Genomic DNA, 18,174 nt, shown 5'->3' on the forward strand with positions numbered 1-18,174 from the left:
CGATGAAGATCATCGTCCTCGTGAAGGAGGTCCCCGACACCTACGGGGAGCGCAAGCTCGACCTCGAGACGGGGCTCGCCGATCGCGCCGCAAGCGAGGCCGTGCTCGACGAGATCAGTGAGCGGGCCCTCGAGGTGGCACTCGCATACGCCGACTCGCACGACGACGCCGAGGTCGTCGTCATGTCGATGGCCGCCGAGAGCGCTGCGGCGACGATCCGCAAGGGCCTGGCGATGGGAGCGGCATCGGCGGTGCACATCACCGACCCCGGTCTGGCAGCCGCAGATCTGGGACTCACCGCGCGCACCCTCGCCGTGGCGATCCGACGCACCGGGTTCGATCTCGTCATCACGGGCAACCTCTCGACCGACGGCAGCGGCGGTGTGGTCCCCGCAATGCTGGCCGAGCTGCTCGAGGTGCCGAACGCGACCGCCCTCTCATCGGTCGAGATCGCGGCCGGCTCGGTGTCGGGAACGCGCAACGCCGACGGTGCCACCATGCGCGTGAGCGCCAGGCTGCCCGCGGTCATCTCGATCACCGAGGCGCTCCCCGATGCTCGCTTCCCGAACTTCAAGGGCATCATGGCCGCGAAGAAGAAGCCGTTCGAGACGCTGAGTGCCGCTGATCTCGGCATCGAACCGCACGATCTCTCGGTCGCCGTGTCGATCATGACCGCCATCGCCGAGAAACCCCCGCGCGCGGCGGGCGTCAAGATCACCGATGAGGGCGACGGTGGCACGAGGATCGCCGAGTTCCTGATCGAGAACCGGCTGGCCTGAGAGGACGATCATGACCGACTACCCCGCAGACTCGATCCTCGTCCTGCTCGAGACCACGCCGAACGGTGAGCTCGCGACGAGCGCGGCGGGCCTCCTCGGCGCCGCCTCGCGCATCGGCACGCCCGTGGCGCTCGCCGTCATCGCGCCCAGCCAGGCGCAAGCGCTCGCCGAGCAGGCTGCCGCTACCGGGGCCGAGAGGGTGCTCGTCTTCGAGACGAACTCGACGCAGGCCGAGCTGACGATCCCGCACGTCGACGCACTCGCAGCCGCCGCCGCGGTCGTCGTCCCTCACGCTGTGCTCATCTCGAACTCGATCGACGGCCGCGATATCGCAGGCCGCTTCGCAGCCCGCACGAGCGCCCCGATCGCCGTCGACGCGATCGGCGTCTCGCGCGACGACGAGGGCATCGTCGCCCACCACTCCGTCTACGGCGGTGCGTACAACGTCGACTCCGCGGCGACCTTCGGACCGCTCGTCGTGACCGTGCGTCAGGGCGCCATCGATGCGCGCGCAGAAGCACGGCCCGTTGCGCTCGAGTCGCTCGAGGTGCCGGCCTCGGGCGCGGCGTCCGCGGCCATCGAGTCGGTCGAGGCCGTGACCGAGACGTCGAGCCGACCCGAACTGCGGGGAGCGACGAGGGTCGTCTCGGGCGGTCGCGGCCTCGGCTCAGCCGAGAAGTTCGCGCTCGTCGAAGATCTCGCCGACGCGCTCGGCGCCGCCGTCGGCGCATCGCGCGCAGCTGTCGACGCCGGCTACATCCCGGCGAACCACCAGGTCGGGCAGACTGGAGTCTCGGTATCGCCGCAGCTGTACATCGCGCTCGGCATCTCGGGTGCGATCCAGCACCGCACCGGCATGCAGACGGCCAAGAACATCGTCGCCGTGAACAAGGACCCCGACGCGCCGATCTTCGAGGTCGCCGATTTCGGCGTCGTCGGCGATGTCTTCACTGTGGTGCCGCAGCTGATCAGCGCCCTCGCCGAGCGGAAGCGGTGACCAGTGGCCGCCCACGCGCGGAACCTGCGCAGGGGACTGCCTCGCCAACGCGGCGGTGACGCCTGGCCTCCACTCGGCGAAGCGCCCGGCGAACTCGTCGCTGCGTCGGCTGAGACCCCCACGGCCGCTGCGGCGCCGATTGCGGCAGCACCTGCTGCGTCGACGCCGGTCACTACTGCCGTCGTCGCCGCACCGGCATCGGGTCGTCGGCTTCGAAGCGGGCTTCCGCGGGTGGCGGGTGGCCGGCCGTGGCCGGAGGCCGGCGAGGCGCCCATTGCTGCGAACGTCGAGGCGACGGATGCCGCGGCCGTCCCGCAGCCCGCAGTCATCGCGGAGCCGACAGCGGCGCCAGCCGCGCCGATGCCGGTAGCACCGCAACCCGCCGGTGCCGCCGCGTCATTGGCGGCGACCGGCGGTGGACTTCGCCGCGGGCTCCCCCGAGTCGCCGGGGGAGACCCGTGGCCGGTGCCGTCGGCGGTCGCACCAGTCGCAGGGTCCGCGCCCGTGGCGCCGGCCGTTGCCGAACCGCTCGCGGAGGCCGTGGTGCCACATTCCGCCGCACCGTCCCGCGCGGCGTCCGCGGCAACAGAGCCTGCTGAACCCACTGAACGTGCTGAACCTGCTGAGCCCGCCGAGCACATCGCGCCGGCTGCAGCGGCGAGCGCCCCCTCACGGCCGGTCACGAAGCGGTACGGCCCGCTGACCCCCAAGCAGTGGGTGGGGGCATCCGTCGTCGGCATTCTCGCGATCATCGGCGCCGCGACCATCGTCGTGCAGCTCACGCGGTGGTTCATCGGGCTGGACTTCATGCAGGACTTCCTCGCGAGCTACCCCGGCGAGACGCCCCTGCCCGAGGGCGCCCCCGTGGGCTTGCCGGCGTGGCTCGGATGGCAGCACTTCTTCAATGTCTTCCTGATCGTGTTGATCATCCGCTCGGGGTTGCAGGTGCGCACCGAGAAGCGACCGGCGGCGTACTGGACGCCGCGGTGGTCGAAGAGCGGGCAGGGCAAGATCAGCCTGAACCTGTGGTTCCACCAGTCCCTCGACATCCTGTGGCTGGTGAACGGCATCATCTTCGTCGTGCTGCTGTTCGCGACCGGTCAGTGGATGCGCGTCGTGCCGACGAGTTGGGCGGTCATTCCGAACGCGGTTTCAGCCGGCCTGCAGTACCTCTCGCTGGACTGGCCGCTCGAGAACGGCTGGGTCAACTACAACAGCCTCCAGGTGCTGACCTACTTCGCGACGATCTTCATCGCGGCGCCGCTCGCGGCGCTGACCGGGGTGCGCATGTCGGGGTTGTGGCCGAAGAACGCCACGGCACTCAATCGCATCTATCCCGTGGAGTGGGCGCGCGCCGTGCACTTCCCGGTGATGCTGTACTTCGTCGCCTTCATCGTGGTGCACGTCGCGCTCGTCTTCCTGACCGGGGCGCTGCGCAACCTCAACCACATGTACGCGGCTCAGGACGCCGAAGACTGGCTGGGCTTCTCGATCTTCGTCGCCTCGCTCGTGGTCATCGCGGCGGCGTGGATCGCCGCCCGTCCGACGCTGCTCGCGCCGATCGCGGGGGTGTTCGGCAAGGTCGGCCGGTAGCCCCGCGGCGAGACCCACGAAGGGTGTGCATCCGCGACGCGCCTGCCTCGAGGTGGGCGCCCGTGGACCTCCCGGTGATCGAGTCGACGCGGGCGCTTGTCATTTCAGTTAGCGACCGCTAACATCTACTCCAGTTAGTGCGCACTAACTGGAGTCGCGCGGACGAGGTCGCAGAGAGGCGGATGGTCACGCTCATGAGCCCGCCCGATCGTGCATCCGAACCGATGCCGCACGCCGCCCCGCGCCCCTTCGACCGAGTGCTCGTCGCCAACCGCGGCGAGATCGCCGTTCGTGTCATCCGCACGCTGCGCCGCCTCGGCATCCGATCGATCGCCGTCTACTCCGACGCCGACGCCGACGCGCCGCACGCGCGGCTCGCCGACGAGGCCGTGCGCATCGGGCCGGCGCCTGCGACCGAGAGCTACCTCGACCCTGAGCGAATCATCGCCGCCGCCCTCGAGTCAGGAGCAGAGGCCGTTCACCCGGGCTACGGATTCCTCTCGGAGCATGCCGGTTTCGCCGAGGCTTGCCGCGATGCGGGCTTGGTGTTCGTCGGTCCGGGCATCGAAGCGCTCGAGGTGATGGGCGACAAGATCCGCGCGAAGCGGCACGTCGAGGCATCCGGTGTGCCGACCGTGCCCGGCGTCGCCGACGCCGCACTCGACGACGCGGCCCTCGTCGCCGCGTCCGCGTCCGTGGGCTTCCCGCTGCTCGTCAAGCCGTCGGCCGGCGGCGGCGGCAAGGGCATGCAGATCGCCCGCGATGCCGACGAACTCGCCGCCGCACTGCCTGCGGCCCGCCGCATCGCGCTCGCCGCCTTCGGCGACGACACGCTCCTCATCGAGCGTCTCATCGAGCGGCCGCGCCACATCGAGGTGCAGGTGCTCGCCGACGCCCACGGCGCCGTCGTGCACCTCGGCGAGCGCGAGTGCTCGCTGCAGCGTCGTCACCAGAAGGTCATCGAGGAGTCGCCCTCGCCGCTACTCGATGCCGCGACGCGGTCGCGCATCGGACAGGCCGCGTGCGACGCCGCCCGCAGTGTCGACTACCTCGGCGCGGGCACGGTCGAGTTCCTGGTGTCGGATGCCGCGCCCGACGAGTTCTTCTTCATCGAGATGAACACCCGGCTCCAGGTCGAGCACCCCGTGACGGAGCTCGTCACCGGCGTCGACCTGGTGGAGCAGCAGCTTCGGATCGCCTCTGGCGAGCCGCTCGCGTTCACGCAGCAGGAGATCCGGCTGCAGGGGCACGCGATCGAGGCCCGCGTCTATGCGGAGACGCCGCACCGCGGTTTCCTGCCGTCCACGGGTGCGGTGCTCGCATGGCGTGCCCCGCAGGGCGAGGGCGTGCGAGTCGACGCGGGCATCGACGAGGGCCTCGAGATCACCGCCCACTACGACCCGATGATCGCCAAGGTGATCGCGTACGGCTCCGACCGCGCACAGGCCCTCGACCGACTCGACCGCGCACTCGCCGACACCGTCGTGCTGGGCGTCGACACGAACATCGCCTTCCTCCGGCGCCTGCTCGCCGATACCGCGGTGCGCTCCGGCGACCTCGACACCGGACTCATCGACCGGATGCCCGAGGGCGATCTCGCCGGCCTGTCGCCTGCGCTCGTCGACGCGGCAGCGCGCCGATTCGCGCGTGAGGAGGTCGCCGACCGGCTCGCGTCGGCCGCCACCGGACCGAGGGCTTGGCAGTCGGCGACGGGCTGGCGTCCGGGATCCGTACACCGGCCCGAGGTACTGATCGCCCCGCGCGATCATCCGCACGACATCCGCACGGTCGTGGCGGAGCCCGATGGCGCCGCACCCACCCGCCCCGGCGACGAGGTCGTACGGGTCGGCGACGACCGTTCGGTCTGGGTGCACCGCGATGGCGAGTCGGCCGCCTTCGTGCGCATCGACCGTCGTGCCCACGCCGAGCACCGCCGCGCCGCGACCGAACGCGGAGGCGGCCTCGCCGCCGAGCCCGACCTGCGCTCACCCATGCCGGGAACCGTCACCGCGGTCTTCGCCGTGGACGGCGACACCGTCGAGGAGGGCGACGCCATCGTCGCCATCGAGGCGATGAAGATGGAGCATCGCGTCGTCGCCACGTTCGACGGCATCGTGCGGCTCAGCGTCGCCGTGGGCGACCTCGTGAGTCGCGACCAGGCGGTCGCACGCATCGAGCCGCACTCCGTGGCATCCGAACCCGAGTCGATCGACGGCCCTCACGAGGGCGCCGTCGCGAACGCATCCCACCAGGAATGAGGAGCACCATGCAGGACCTGACCGACGAGGAACAGCAGCTGTACGACATGGTCTGCGAGTTCGCCGACACCGTGGTCGCGCCGCAGTCGTACGAGGCCGACCGCACCCACACGCTGTCGATGGACGTCGTCGCGCAGATGGGCGAACTCGGGCTCTTCGGCCTGCCGTTCCCCGAGGAGCACGGCGGCCAGGGCGGCGACTACATGGCGCTGTGCCTCGCGATCGAGGCCCTCGCCCGCGTCGACCAGTCGATCGCGATCACGCTCGAGGCGGCCGTCGGCCTGGGTGCCATGCCGATCTATCGTCACGGCACCGACGAGCAGAAGGCCGAGTACCTTCCCGACCTCGTCGCCGGGCGCGCACTCGCCGGGTTCGGCCTGACGGAGTCCGAGGCCGGGTCCGACGCCGGGGCGACCCGCACGACGGCGGTGCTCGACGGCGAAGAGTGGGTCATCAACGGCTCGAAGCAGTTCATCACCAACTCGGGCACGCCGATCACGAAGTTCGTCACGGTCACGGCGGTGACCGGCGAGCGCGAGCGCCCCGACGGCTCGGTCTCGAAGGAGCTCTCGACGATCATCGTGCCGAACGGAACGCCGGGATTCACCGTCGCGCCGGGCTACGACAAGTCGGGCTGGCGCGCCTCCGACACGCATCCGCTCACGTTCGACGACGTGCGGGTGCCGGTCGCCAACCTGCTCGGCGAACGCGGTCGCGGCTTCGCCAACTTCCTGCGCACGCTCGACGAGGGTCGGATCGCGATCGCCGCGCTGGCGACCGGCGTCGCTCAGGGCTGCCTCGACGAGGCGCTCAGCTACGCCAAGACGCGCAACGTCTTCGGCGTGCCGATCGCGTCGCACCAGTACGTCGCCTTCACCATCGCCCAGATGCAGGCCCGCGTCTACACCGCACGGCTCGCCTGGCACGACGCCGCCCGCCGCGTCGATGCAGACCTTCCGTTCAAGAAGGAGGCCGCGATGGCGAAGCTCATCTCGAGCGACGCCGCCATGCTCAACTCCCGGGACGCCACGCAGATCTTCGGCGGCATGGGCTTCATGAACGAGAGCCTCGTGGCGAGGCACTACCGTGACTCGAAGATCCTCGAGATCGGCGAGGGCACGAACGAGGTGCAGCTCATGGTCATCGCACGCGAGCTGGGCATCGGCTAGGAGGTTCACCATGACGGATGCCCCAATGCGCGAAGTCGTGCAGCGCGGGCTCTGGTACGAGGAGTTCGAGGAGGGCGTGCGCTACCTGCATCGCCCAGGACGCACGGTCACCGAGGCCGACAATGTGCTGTTCACCACCCTCACCATGAACCCGCAGCCGCTCCACCTCGACGCGGCGTGGTCGGCCGGTCAGCCGTTCGGGCAGCGACTCGTGAACTCGCTCTTCACGCTGTCGACGCTCGTGGGCCAGTCGGTCGGCCAGCTCACGCAGGGCACGCTCGTGGCGAACCTCGGATTCGGCGAGGTGGCGTTCCCGCACCCGGTCTTCGTCGGCGACACCCTCTACGGCGAGAGCGTCGTCACGTCCAAGCGCGAATCGGCGTCGCGCCCGGGCCAGGGGCTCGTGGTGCTCGCGCACACGGCGCGCAACCAGGACGGCGTCGTGGTCGCGACCGCATCGCGCACCATGCTCGTGTGGACGCGCGAGGCCGGCGAGCGGCAGCCGGCCGCAGGCGGCGCGGCGAGCGCATGACGCATCCGCCGTTCCGATTCGGCCCGGCGCTGCTCTTCTGCCCGGCCGACCGGCCCGACCGCTTCGCGAAGGCGGCTGAGCGATCCGACGCGGTGATCCTCGACCTCGAGGATGCTGTCGCCGACGACGCCAAGCATGCCGCCCGGCTCGCGCTCCTCGCAGCGACGCTCGACCCCGAGCGCGTGATCGTGCGCGTGAACCCAGCGTCCAGCGCCCACTTCGCCGACGACGTCGCCGCCCTCGCGACGACGGAGTACCGCACGGTGATGCTCGCCAAGTGCGAGGACACCGCCGACCTCGTCGACCTCGAGGAGTTCGAGGTGATCGCCCTGTGCGAGACCGCCAGGGGCGTGCTCGCCGCGGTTGAGGTCGCGGCCCTGCCCAACGTGTCGGCGCTCATGTGGGGGGCAGAGGACCTCGTCGCGTCGCTCGGCGGATCGTCGAGCCGTCACGCCGACGGCCGCTACCGGGATGTCGCGACGCACGCCAGGTCCCAGGTGCTGCTCGCGGCGGGTGCGCACGGCGTCGCCGCGATCGACACGGTCCACCTCGAGATCGCCGACGCCGCGGGCCTGCGCGCCGAGGCGGAGGACGCGGCCGCGCTCGGATTCGCGGCGACCGCCTGCATCCACCCCTCGCAGGTCGCGGTCGTGCGGGAGGCGTACCGCCCCGATCCCGAGCGGCTCGAGTGGGCGCGCGCCGTGCTCGCGACCGCGGCATCCGAGCCCGGGGTGTTCGTGTTCCGCGGGGACATGGTCGATGCTCCGGTCCTGCGGCAGGCCGAGGCGCTCGTCCGGCGTGCCGGGCGGCCCTGACCGCACGCCTCAACGAGCGGATGCCACGACGCGACGCCGCGGCATCCGCTCGGTCGAGGCCTCTCAGATCGCGACGTCCCGTCGCCGGAACACGAGCCAGCCCACGAGGAGGAAGAGCGCGGCAACGCCGTAGACGAGCCAGATGCGCCAGTCCCACCCCTCGGTGACCGGGTCGGCGCCGTAGGCCCAGCTGAACGGCGAGAATTCGTGCAGCCAATTCAGGTCCTCGGTCTGGTTGCCGAGCGCGTTGACGGTGTAGCCGTACACCGCGACGGCGGCGCCGGCGCCGAGCGACCAGCTGCGTCGCCCGGTGACGCCGCCGACGGCGATCGATGCCGACGCGGCCAACAGGCCGAGGCCGACGAACGCCCCGGCGGCGGCGAACAGCGGAGCGACCTCGACCCCGAGGTCGCTCGGCCCGTTCAGCGCGAGCACCATCACGACGGCGACGAGGCCCAGCCATGCCAGCTTGACCGCAACCGCCGCCGTCCGCTCGGCGTAGAGCTGGCCGCGCGTGACGCCGTGCGCGAGCGTGAGCTCGAGTTGGCCGGTCTCCTCGTCGTTCGCGATGGCGCCGGTGCCCCAGCCGACGGCGGCGATCGAGATCATCACCAAGCCGACGAGGCCGAAGAACGTGGCCTGCACGTATCCGGCGCCGGTCGCGATCTGGTCGTACCCGAGCGTGTTCACGAGCTCGGGCGGAAGCGAGGCGATCATCTCCTCGAACTGCCCGTTCGAGGCGAGCGACGAGTAGACGGGCAGGTAGATGGCGAGGATGGCGACGATGCCCGCGCTCCAGCCGAGGAGCCCGCGCCAGCCGTCGAAGAGCGTGCGGCGGAAGAGGGGCAGCACGCGCTTCATCGGACTTCATCCTCGCCGTAGAACCCCAGGACGGCTTCCTCGAGGTCGGGCTCCTCGATCGTCACGTCGATCACGTCGAGCGTGGCGACCGCCTTCACGAACGCGTCGACGTGCGAGTTGAGCACCGCCATGAGGGCGACGGCGCCCTCGCGGTCGAGTCGGGTGGTCAGCTCCTCGAGCCCCGGCACCCGGGCGAGCACGGCTCGCGCGCGCGGCACCTGCGACTCCTCCACCACCACGCGCACCCGACGCAGCGCCGTCTCGCGCAGCTCCGCGACGGTCGCCTGCTTCACGATGCGGCCCTCGCGGAGGATGGCGACCTGGTCGGCCGTCTGCTGCACCTCGCTCAGCACATGCGAGCTGAGGAACACGGTCTGCCCGGCGGCCTTCGCGTCGCGCAGCATGCCGTGGAACTCCTGTTGCACGAGCGGGTCGAGCCCGCTCGTCGGCTCGTCGAGCACCAGCAGCTCGGGCTCGTGCATGAACGCCTGGATGAGCCCGAGCTTCTGCTTGTTGCCCTTGGAGAGGCTGCGCGCCGGCCTGGAGAGGTCGAGGTCGAGCCGGTCGGCGAGATCCTCCGCCGCGCCGCGCCGCACCGGTCCCGAGATCTCGGCATAGTGGGCGAGCAACTCACGCCCGCGCACCCGGCTCGCGAGGTGCAGCTCGCCCGGGAGGTAGCCGATGCGGCGGCGCAGCGCCGCACTGCCGGCCCGCGGCGCCTTGCCGAGCACGCGGACCTCGCCGGCGGTCGGACGGATGATGTCGAGCAGCAGGCGCATCGTGGTGGTCTTGCCGGCGCCGTTGGGGCCGATCACGCCGAACACCAGCCCGCGGGGGATGTCGAGGTCGATGCCGTGCAGGGCCGGGGTCGAGCCGTAGCGCTTGGTCAGGCCGCGTGTCGAGACGGCGGCAGTGGGTTCGGTCATCTCTGGTCCTTTCAGGGTCGAATGAGGGACGGATGCCGCGTTGCGGGCCCCTCACCAGGTGTCGGGTCGACCGTGCGTCGGGGGATCGGGGTCCTGGTTCGGGTTGCCGGGTCCCTTGTCGGATCGCGGTTCGCTCCCCGTCGGGGCGACACCCCTGAGCGCTTCGTCGGCGGCGTCGAGCATGCGGGAGTCGGCGTAGAGGCCGTGCGTGTAGAGCTCGAGCATGGGCCGGGTCATCCGCCGGATCGTTGCAGAACTCGCGAACGGCGTGCCCATCGCGCGCGCGAGCTGGTCGCGCAGGAGCAGCGGCGCGAGACCGTGGACGGTGATGATCAGGGCCCGCATCCCGGGATCGGAGCTCTCGCGCATCGACCCGTCGGCGACGCCGGCGTCGAGCATCGCGGCAGTGTCGTGCACGAGACGGTCGAAGAGCCGGTTGCCGCCCTCGGTGCCATCGGCCAGCATCGTCGCGAAATAGTCGATGTAGGGCCGGAAGCGCTCTGGGTCGTCGAGCCACTCCCGGATGGTGGCGGCGACCTCGGGCGCCGCAACCCGGGTCTTCTCGCCGATGAGTTGCGTCGCGAGCCAGTCGTCGCACGCGTGCCGCAGGGCCTCCTTCGACCCGAAGTGGTGGATGACGAGGGCCGGGCTGACGCCCGCGTCGGCGGCGATCTCCCGGACACTGGTGCGGTCGTACCCCTGCGCGCCGAAGCGCGCGATCGCCGCATCCCGGATCCGGGCCGACGCGGTCGCGTCCTCGAACGGGACTGAACGCACGTTCATGATCCTAAACACGTGTTCAATCCTTCGCAACCACACGTCCCCAGATCAGGGGCCATAGCATGGCGTTCGCCTCCATTTCGGGGGACACGCCGCTCAGTCAATGCAAACGATTCGGTAACGGTTGGGAAGGGTTCACCCTGTCTTCCGGGGTACAGGTACCCCGAGGACGTATTCTCAGAGTCAATCCTGGGGAGGAGGGGGCGCGTGGCACGACGGCACAGCTACCGGGCCCACGCGGCGAGCGTCGCGGGGGCGACGCTCGTCGATGGCGTGATGACGGCGTCGATGGACGACACGACGAGCGTCACGGCGTCACCCACGCCGACCCTGCGCGTCGAGACCGTCGAGTCGAACACCCTGTCGGGGCCGATCACGGTGCCGGTGCGCACGACGCTCGGAGGGACCGATCTCGCGGCGCACCCGCTCGCACTCGGCGGCAGCACATTCGGGTGGACGCTGGGGCCGGACGACGCGTTCGCCGTGCTCGACCGCTTCGCCGGCACCGGCGGCGACCTCCTCGACACGGCCGACAGCTACGCGGCCGGGCGCAGCGAGTCGATCATCGGCTCATGGATGCGCTCGCGGCACACGCGTGACCGCATGCGGGTCATGACCAAGGTCGGCCGCCACCCCGACCACGAGGGCCTCGCCCCGGTCGACATCCGTGCCGCGGTCGACGACTCGCTGCTCCGACTCGGCACCGACCGCATCGACGTGCTGTTCTTCCACGGCGACGACCCCCGGGTTCCCCTCGAGGAGAGCCTCGGCGCCGTCGACGCCCTCATCGGCCAGGGCAAGGTGCTCGCGATCGGCGCCTCCGACTTCTCACCCGAACGCCTCATCGAGGCGCGCGTGCTCGCGGCGAACGGACTGCCGCGCTTCGAACTCCTCACGACCCGCTACAACCTCATGGAGCGACGCCCTTTCGAGGGTGCCACCGAACTCGTGGCGCACGCGCAGGGCGTCGCCGTGCTGCCGTACTTCGCGCTCGCGAACGGCTTCCTCGGCGGGCAGGTGCGGCGGCGCTCCGAGGTTCGCCGCGACGCCCGCGGCGAGCGGCTCGCCCGCCACCTCGGCCGTCGCGGTCACCGCGTGCTGGCGGCGCTCGACGAGATCGCCTTCGCGCATGGGGTCCAGCCCGCGACGATCGCGCTCGCGTGGCTCCTCGCGAAGCCCACGGTGGCGGCGCCGGTGGCGAGCGCCACGCGGCCCGACCAGGTCGACGCGCTCATCGCCGCGGCATCCGTGGAACTGCACCGCTCGGACCTCGTCGAGCTCGACCGCGCGTCCGCCTGACGCGCGCAGGCGCGCCGTTGCGCCGTCGCCCTGCCCGATCCGGCCGGGGTGACATAGGCTGGACGGGATGAACGGCGCCGTCGACCTCCCACTCGGCCAGGCCGAACTCTCCTTCACGGCAGCAGGCGACGCGCGAGTCCGGCGCAGTGTGCTCCGGTCGGGCGTTCGGGTGCTCAGCGAACAGGTGCCCGGCAGTCGCAGCGTCACCGTCGGCTTCTGGGTCGCCGTGGGCTCGCGCGACGAGCACTACGCGGATGCCACGCACCCCGCCACCTACGGCTCCACGCACTTCCTCGAGCACCTGCTCTTCAAGGGCACCACGAGCCGCTCCGCGCTCGACATCGCGATCTCCTTCGACGCCGTCGGCGGCGAGCACAATGCGCTCACCGCGAAGGAGTACACGTGCTACTACGCCAAGGTGCAGGACCGCGACCTGCCCATGGCGGTCGACGTGCTCGCCGACATGTTCACGTCGTCGCTGCTCGATCCGGTCGAGTTCGACAACGAGCGCGGCGTCATCCTCGAGGAGCTCTCGATGGCCGGCGACGACCCTGCGGACGTCGCGAACGAACGCTTCTTCGAGGCGGTGCTGGGGCAGCACCCGCTCGGCCGGCCGATCGGCGGCAGCCCAGAGACGATCCGTGCCGCAACGCGGGACGCGGTGCGGGAGCACTACCGGGCGAACTACCGTCCGCAGGACCTCGTCGTCACGGTGGCCGGGGCGGTCGACCACGACGTGCTCCTCACGGAGCTCGAGGTCGCCCTCACCAGACACGGATGGGACCTCTCGATCGAGGGAGCGCCCGTCGAGCGCCGAACCACCGAGCCCGCCGAGCTCGCGCCGGGCACCGCGCTCACCGTGGTGCCGCGCCCCACCGAGCAGGTGAACCTGCTGCTCGGCGTGCCGGGGCTCGTGGCCACCGACGAGCGGCGCTCCACCATGAGCGTGCTCAACGCGATCTTCGGCTCCGGCATGTCGTCGCGGCTGTTCCAGCAGGTGCGTGAGCGCCGCGGCCTCGCCTATTCCGTGTACTCGTTCGCGCCCGGCTACTCCGACGCGGGCCTGTTCGGGATGTACGCCGGGTGCGCCCCGGCGAAGGCCGGCACCGTCGCGGCGCTCATGCGCACCGAACTCGAGCGGGTCGCCGAGCACGGCGTCACGGCCGACGAGCTGCGTCGCGCCGGCGGACAGCTGGGCGGCGCCTCGGCGCTCGCGCTCGAGGACTCCGACACTCGGATGTCCCGGCTCGGGCGGGCCGAGCTCACGCTCGGCGAGTTCGCCGACCTCGATGAGGCCCTCCGCCGCATCGCACTCGTCACGGTCGACGACGTGCAGGCGCTGGCGGCGGACCTCGTATCCTGGCCCTTCTCGCTGGTCGCCGTCGGCGCGACCGACGAGGCGGCCTTTCGTGGTGCGGTCGACGAGATCGCACCCAGCACCGACGTCGCCTGACGCCGGCACCGATCGACGCAGTACAGGAAAGCGGAACCGTGCCCCACCATCTCTACCTCGTCCGCCACGGCGAGCAGCTCGACGCCGAGCACGGCATGCCCGACGGGCCCCTCTCCCCGCGCGGGCGCCGCCAGGCGGAGCTCCTCGGCGAGCGCCTCGGCGGCGTTCCGTTCGACAACGCGTGGCACTCGCCGTTGCAGCGCGCCGCCGAGACGGCTGCGATCATCGCGTCGAAGATGCCGGCGCTGAAGCCGGAGCCGTCGGCGCTGCTGTTCGACTGCATCCCGTCGGGCCCCGCACCCGAGACGCCGAAGGTCTACGACCCGTTCTTCGGATCCGTGACCGAGGCCGAGATCGAGGCGGGCAGCGCGCAGATGGCCGACGCCGCGTCCGAGTTCCTGCGATCGCACCGCGAGGACCGCCACGACCTGCTCATCACGCACAACTTCGTGATCGCGTGGCTCGTGCGGGAGGCCCTCGGCGCGCCCGAGTGGCGCTGGCTGTCGATCACCCAGGGCAACTGCGGGCTCACCGTGCTCACGCAGAAGTCCGGGCGCCCGTGGAGCCTGTTCGTGCACAACGACATGGCCCACCTGCCACCGGAGCTGCGCACGGGGTTGCCGGAGCAGTACGCACTCTGAGGGCCGTGCCGCCGCGGCGGGCTCAGTCCACGCGCTTGCCGTACCAGTGCGTCGCGTTCGGGTTCGCGTTGTACGGCTCGATGCCGACGTAGCCGCTGGAGCGATAGAGGCCGCCGGCGGCCTCCAGGCTCGCGTTCGTGTCGAGCACGAGCTCCTGGGCCCCGAATTCCACCGCGCGGTGCTCGAGCTCCTGGAGGAGCCGGCGACCGGCGCCCCGGCCGCGGGCGGCGGGGGCGAGCCAGAGGTGCTTCACCTCGAAACGCACCTCGTACGTGTCGGGTCGCCGCTGGATGCGGCGCACGCCGCCGCATCCGATCACCTCGCCGTGCTCCTCGACCACGAGGAACACGCCCGCCGGGGGCGTGAACTGCTGGGCCGTCGGGTAGGTCGGACGGTACTCGCCCTGCTCGGCGGGGAAGCCCGCCGCACGCTCCGCGAAGTACGCCTGCAGCAGGGCCAGCGCTTCGGCGCTCGTGACGTCGACCTCTCGGAACCGCATTCCACCAGCCTATGCGGGCCGCATGAGCAGGCCGGTCGGCGTGCGTGCGCTTGCTAGGGTGAAGCACGTGACGATACGGGTCGCCGTGGCCGGAGCCACGGGCAAGATGGGGCGTTTGGCGATCGGGCTCATCGAGGCATCCGACGACCTCGAACTGCACGCGGCGCTCGACTCGCGCTCGAGCCTCGACGAGATGCTCGGCGCCGACGTCGCCCTCGACGTCACGCACCCCGCGGCCAGCGCCGGCATCGTGGAGTTCGCCACCGGAGCCGGCATCCCGATCGTCGTCGGCACGTCGGGTTGGTCGAGCGACCGCATCGCCGAGATCGCCCAGTTCGTGCGCGGCCACGAGGACGCTGGCGCGGTGCTGTTCATCCCCAACTTCTCCATCGGCAGCGTGCTCGGCACCGCCTTCTCCGCGCTCGCGGCCCGCTTCTTCGACTCCATCGAGATCGTCGAGGCGCACCATTCGGGCAAGGTCGACTCGCCGTCCGGCACCGCGGTGCGCACCGCCGAGCTGATCGGCGATGCGCGCGCCGCGGTCGGGCCGGTGTCGGCGCCGCACGCCGACCAGCGTGCCCGCGGCCAGCTCGTCTCGGGCGTGCCCGTGCACAGCCTGCGCCTCTCGGGCATGCTCGCCGAGCAGCGGGTCGTCCTCGGGGGCGAGGGCGAGACGCTCACCATCGCGCACTCCACCGTGTCGTCGTCGGCCTATGTGCAGGGCATCCTGCTCGCGCTGCGACGCGCGCCTGCGGCATCCGGCGTCGTCGTCGGCCTCGACGCCCTGCTCGACCTGGGCCTCCCGGGCGCTTCATGACCGCCAAGGCGGGCGCGATCCTCATGGCCGTGCTGCTCGCGCTCTACCTCGCGCTCGTGGGCTGGCGTGCGGTGCAGTTCGTCGCCACGGGGGAGCCGGCCGCGGTGGGCATCGGCGTCGCGCTCATCGTGTTGCCGACCATCGCCGCGTGGGCGCTGTGGCGCGAGATCGCGTTCGGCGTGCGCTCGCAGGCTCTCGTGCGCCGCCTCGAGGCCGAGGGCGGCATCGACCTCGGCATCCCGGTGAAGCCCAGCGGCCGCCCCGAGCGCGCGGCGGCGGATGCCGCGTTCCCGGCGTTTCGCGAGGCAGCAGAGGCCGAGCCCGACTCCTGGCGCGCGTGGCTGCGGCTCGGGCTCGCCTACGACGCGTCGGGCGACCGTCGCCGCGCGAGGGGAGCGGTGCGGCGGGCGATCACGCTCGAGCGCGCGGAGCACTGAGCATCGCGTCGAGTGCAGCCTCGACCGTGACGTGCTCGAACCGGAACCCGTCGTCGATCAGGCGCTGGGGCCGCACCTTCTGGCTCGAGAGGAGGAGCTCGTCGGCGGCACGGCCGAGCGCGAGTTCGAGCATCCGCTCTGGCACGGCGAACGTGTAGGGCCGATGCATCCGCTCGGCCATCGCCGTCATCACGCGGTCCGCGGTCGCGGGCGTCGGGCCGGCGAGATTCACGGGCCCCGAGAGCTTCGAGGTGAGCAGGTGCGCGATCGCCGACACCTCGTCGTGGACCGAGATCCACGGCCAATGCTGCCCGCCGGTGCCGAGGCGGCTCGAGAGGCCGAAGCGGGTGAGGGTGCCCACGCGTTGCATGGCCCCGCCGTGCCCGACGACGATGCCGGTGCGGAACACGGCGGTGCGGGTGTCATCGGGCGCGAGGGCGGCCGCGGCCTCCCACCGCGCGACGACCTCGGCGAGGAATCCGGAGCCCGCGCTCGAGAACTCGGTGAGCAGCTCGCCGGGCCGGTCGCCGTAGAAGCCCACGGCCGACGCGCTCAGGAACACGGCCGGGGGGCGTCGCGCCTTGCGCATGGCGTCGGCGAGCGTGCGCGTCGCGGTCACGCGGGAGTCGTTGATCTCGCCGCGGTAGGTCTTCGTCCACGGCAGGCGCGCGAGCGGTGCTCCTGAGAGGTTCACGACCGCGTCGACGCGGTCCATCACCGTGAAGTCGATGATGCCCGCCCCCGGCGACCAGGCGGCCTCATCGGGGCCCTGCGCACGACGACGCACCAGGCGCACGACCTCGTGGCCGTCGGCGGTCAGTCGCTCGACGAGGGCGGTTCCGATGAAGCCGGACGCGCCGGCGACGAGCACGTGCACGGTCTAGGCGAGCTCGGCTTCGATCGTGATCGGGATGGAGAGCGCCCCCGAGATCGGGCAGTTCACCTTCGCGTCCTCGGCGATCGCCTCGAACCGCTCCTCGGTGATGCCGGGCACGCGGGCACTGACGAGCAGGTGGCTGCCGAGCACGCCCTTGCCCGCCTCGAACGTGACGGCGGCGGTGGTCTGGATGCTCTCGGGCGGGGTCCCTGCCTGTGTGAGCGCGTGTGAGAGCGCCATCGAGAAGCACAACGAATGCGCGGCGGCGAGGAGCTCCTCGGGGTTCGTCGTGTTCGCGACGCCCTCGGCACGTGCTTTCCAGTTCACTTGGAACGTCGCGAGCCCCGACGAATCGAGTGCGACGTTGCCGGAACCTTCGATGAGCGTGCCGGTCCAGACGGTCGTCGCTTCACTCGTGACTGCCATGGGATCCTCTTCCTCGCGCCGGGATCCCAGCCTAGCTCGGTGGATGCCGCAGGCGTCAGGTCCTGGGGATGACGCGCGCCCGCACGAGGAGCAGGTACAGCTGGCAGCCGAGGCAGTACCCGAACGCGGCGTTGAGGAAGGCTGCGACGAACGCGAGGGAGGCCGCGATCGGCACCGCGGCGGTGAGGCCGGCGGCACCGAGGATGACGCCGATGATCGTGACGGCGAAGCCGACGCCCTGGGCGAACGTCGGCGGGCGCGGGTCCTCCAGCTCGTCGGGCGGAGCGAGACGAGGTCGCACGAGGCGCTGGAAGACGAGGCCGAACGGATTGCGGCGCACGCCGGCGAAGGCGCTCCACGCGAAGACCGCGCTCACGATGGCCAGGAGGATCCAGGCGGCGATGTCCGCCCCGCCGAAGCCGAGCACGGCGACGACGAGCAGCAGGACGGCGGTGATCGCCGCGGTGAAGCGCGGGCCGCGCGGATCGATGCCGGCGGGCTCAGGACGTGACACGGGACCTCCCGGTGAGTGTGTCGAGGCGGTGACGCACGTCGTGTGCGCGGGGCACTCCTCCGATGCGCGCCGTGGCGGCGCCGCGGGCGTCGAGGATCAGCGTGGTCGGCGTCTGGAGCACGTGGAAGCGGTCGGCGAGGTCGGGGCGATGCGTGAGGTCGACCTCGACGTGCCGGACGCCCGTGTAGTCGCCCGCGATGGACACGAGCTGCCTGGCGGTCGCAGGGCAGCGGCTGCAGTAGGCGGTGGAGAACTGCACGAGCGTGGCGGACGCGCCGAGCGCGTCGGCGCCGAGGCCGAGGTCGGACGTGACCGTCTCGTCGCGCGCCGCGCGTGCGCGTCCGGTTCGGGACCGCCAGGCGAGGCCGATCGCCGTGGCGCCCACGGGCAGCGCGACGCCCGCGATGAGCGCCGGGAGCCAGTCCATGCCGCGATGCTACGTCGGCGCGCCGCCCGCCGGCCCCGTGTGACGGAGGATGACGCGGGGCGGCTCGCCAGCGG

The 18,174-nt window shown here is 71.5% G+C and carries 20 protein-coding genes; 12 read left to right on the top strand and 8 right to left on the bottom strand.

Translation table 11 applies throughout. From position 1 onward, the window contains the following. The first annotated feature begins 2 nt into the window (after positions 1 to 2). The 7 genes from ASG80_RS11665 to ASG80_RS11695 all read left to right on the top strand — a co-directional run bounded on the left by ASG80_RS11665 (position 3) and on the right by ASG80_RS11695 (position 8,143). Positions 3 to 779 (top strand): electron transfer flavoprotein subunit beta/FixA family protein, encoded by a 777-nt coding sequence (locus ASG80_RS11665; RefSeq protein ID WP_056730718.1) that lies wholly within the window; start codon positions 3 to 5, stop codon positions 777 to 779. Between the two features lie 10 nt (positions 780 to 789). Then, on the top strand, positions 790 to 1,776 hold the full coding sequence (locus tag ASG80_RS11670) for an electron transfer flavoprotein subunit alpha/FixB family protein (protein WP_056730720.1): 987 nt from the start codon (positions 790 to 792) through the stop codon (positions 1,774 to 1,776). A gap of 504 nt (positions 1,777 to 2,280) precedes the next feature. Then, the gene (locus tag ASG80_RS11675) at positions 2,281 to 3,369 is read left to right on the top strand and encodes a cytochrome b/b6 domain-containing protein (RefSeq protein ID WP_235508284.1); all 1,089 of its coding nucleotides are present in this window, start codon (positions 2,281 to 2,283) and stop codon (positions 3,367 to 3,369) included. Between the two features lie 194 nt (positions 3,370 to 3,563). Beyond that, positions 3,564 to 5,627, top strand: a complete 2,064-nt coding sequence (locus ASG80_RS11680) for a biotin carboxylase N-terminal domain-containing protein (RefSeq protein WP_235508285.1) — start codon at positions 3,564 to 3,566, stop codon at positions 5,625 to 5,627. An 8-nt stretch (positions 5,628 to 5,635) separates the two neighbouring features. Next, positions 5,636 to 6,796, top strand: a complete 1,161-nt coding sequence (locus tag ASG80_RS11685; RefSeq protein ID WP_056730724.1) for an acyl-CoA dehydrogenase family protein — start codon at positions 5,636 to 5,638, stop codon at positions 6,794 to 6,796. Between the two features lie 10 nt (positions 6,797 to 6,806). After that, positions 6,807 to 7,328, top strand: coding sequence for a MaoC family dehydratase (locus ASG80_RS11690; protein WP_056730726.1), 522 nt, complete (start codon positions 6,807 to 6,809; stop codon positions 7,326 to 7,328). Then, a complete protein-coding gene (locus ASG80_RS11695) occupies positions 7,325 to 8,143 on the top strand; it encodes a CoA ester lyase (RefSeq protein ID WP_056730994.1) in 819 nt (272 codons plus the stop codon). Before ASG80_RS11690 ends, ASG80_RS11695 begins: the two co-directional genes overlap by 4 nt. 63 nt (positions 8,144 to 8,206) lie before the next feature. On the opposite strand, the gene ASG80_RS11700 is transcribed toward ASG80_RS11695, so the two are convergent. Genes ASG80_RS11700 through ASG80_RS11710 form a run of 3 tightly spaced genes read right to left on the bottom strand, consistent with a single transcriptional unit; the run spans position 8,207 to position 10,707 of the window. Then, positions 8,207 to 9,004: an ABC transporter permease subunit gene (locus ASG80_RS11700; protein ID WP_056730728.1), complete on the bottom strand. Its 798-nt coding sequence runs from the start codon at positions 9,002 to 9,004 to the stop codon at positions 8,207 to 8,209. Next, the gene (locus ASG80_RS11705) at positions 9,001 to 9,930 is read right to left on the bottom strand and encodes an ABC transporter ATP-binding protein (protein WP_056730730.1); all 930 of its coding nucleotides are present in this window, start codon (positions 9,928 to 9,930) and stop codon (positions 9,001 to 9,003) included. The genes ASG80_RS11700 and ASG80_RS11705 overlap by 4 nt, the downstream gene beginning before the upstream one ends. Positions 9,931 to 9,981: 51 nt before the next feature. Then, the gene (locus tag ASG80_RS11710) at positions 9,982 to 10,707 is read right to left on the bottom strand and encodes a TetR family transcriptional regulator (protein ID WP_162256623.1); all 726 of its coding nucleotides are present in this window, start codon (positions 10,705 to 10,707) and stop codon (positions 9,982 to 9,984) included. Positions 10,708 to 10,917: 210 nt separating this feature from the next. Here ASG80_RS11710 and ASG80_RS11715 point away from each other — a divergent pair, with 210 nt between their 5' ends. The 3 genes from ASG80_RS11715 to ASG80_RS11725 all read left to right on the top strand — a co-directional run bounded on the left by ASG80_RS11715 (position 10,918) and on the right by ASG80_RS11725 (position 14,103). Further along, entirely contained in the window at positions 10,918 to 12,009 is a 1,092-nt protein-coding gene (locus ASG80_RS11715; RefSeq protein WP_235508286.1) for an aldo/keto reductase, read from the top strand. A gap of 67 nt (positions 12,010 to 12,076) precedes the next feature. After that, positions 12,077 to 13,462 carry a pitrilysin family protein gene (locus tag ASG80_RS11720; protein ID WP_056730734.1) on the top strand — a complete coding sequence of 462 codons (1,386 nt, stop codon included), beginning with the start codon at positions 12,077 to 12,079 and terminating at the stop codon, positions 13,460 to 13,462. 38 nt (positions 13,463 to 13,500) lie between these two features. Then, entirely contained in the window at positions 13,501 to 14,103 is a 603-nt protein-coding gene (locus ASG80_RS11725) for a histidine phosphatase family protein (protein WP_056730736.1), read from the top strand. A gap of 22 nt (positions 14,104 to 14,125) precedes the next feature. Here ASG80_RS11725 and ASG80_RS11730 read toward each other — a convergent pair whose 3' ends face one another. Further along, complete coding sequence (locus ASG80_RS11730; protein ID WP_056730738.1) at positions 14,126 to 14,602, bottom strand: GNAT family N-acetyltransferase; 477 nt, start codon at positions 14,600 to 14,602, stop codon at positions 14,126 to 14,128. A gap of 67 nt (positions 14,603 to 14,669) precedes the next feature. Here ASG80_RS11730 and dapB point away from each other — a divergent pair, with 67 nt between their 5' ends. Together dapB and ASG80_RS11740 are read left to right on the top strand one after the other, a co-directional pair. Continuing rightward, the gene (gene dapB / locus ASG80_RS11735; RefSeq protein WP_056730998.1) at positions 14,670 to 15,419 is read left to right on the top strand and encodes a 4-hydroxy-tetrahydrodipicolinate reductase; all 750 of its coding nucleotides are present in this window, start codon (positions 14,670 to 14,672) and stop codon (positions 15,417 to 15,419) included. Next, entirely contained in the window at positions 15,416 to 15,856 is a 441-nt protein-coding gene (locus ASG80_RS11740; RefSeq protein ID WP_056730740.1) for a hypothetical protein, read from the top strand. Before dapB ends, ASG80_RS11740 begins: the two co-directional genes overlap by 4 nt. Here ASG80_RS11740 and ASG80_RS11745 read toward each other — a convergent pair. From ASG80_RS11745 to ASG80_RS11760, 4 genes are read right to left on the bottom strand one after another with little or no spacing between them, the layout of a single operon-like run. Continuing rightward, a complete protein-coding gene (locus ASG80_RS11745; RefSeq protein WP_369816250.1) occupies positions 15,831 to 16,727 on the bottom strand; it encodes a TIGR01777 family oxidoreductase in 897 nt (298 codons plus the stop codon). The genes ASG80_RS11740 and ASG80_RS11745 overlap by 26 nt on opposite strands. Before the next feature lie 9 nt (positions 16,728 to 16,736). After that, a complete protein-coding gene (locus ASG80_RS11750) occupies positions 16,737 to 17,159 on the bottom strand; it encodes an OsmC family peroxiredoxin (protein ID WP_056730743.1) in 423 nt (140 codons plus the stop codon). 55 nt (positions 17,160 to 17,214) lie between these two features. Beyond that, on the bottom strand, positions 17,215 to 17,673 hold the full coding sequence (locus ASG80_RS11755; protein WP_056730744.1) for a DUF4395 domain-containing protein: 459 nt from the start codon (positions 17,671 to 17,673) through the stop codon (positions 17,215 to 17,217). Then, on the bottom strand, positions 17,660 to 18,100 hold the full coding sequence (locus tag ASG80_RS11760) for a thioredoxin family protein (protein ID WP_056730746.1): 441 nt from the start codon (positions 18,098 to 18,100) through the stop codon (positions 17,660 to 17,662). Before ASG80_RS11760 ends, ASG80_RS11755 begins: the two co-directional genes overlap by 14 nt. Between the last annotated feature and the right edge of the window lie 74 nt (positions 18,101 to 18,174).

It is taken from the genome of Agromyces sp. Soil535, from assembly GCF_001428255.1.
In the GTDB taxonomy this organism is placed as follows: Bacteria; Actinomycetota; Actinomycetes; order Actinomycetales; family Microbacteriaceae; genus Agromyces.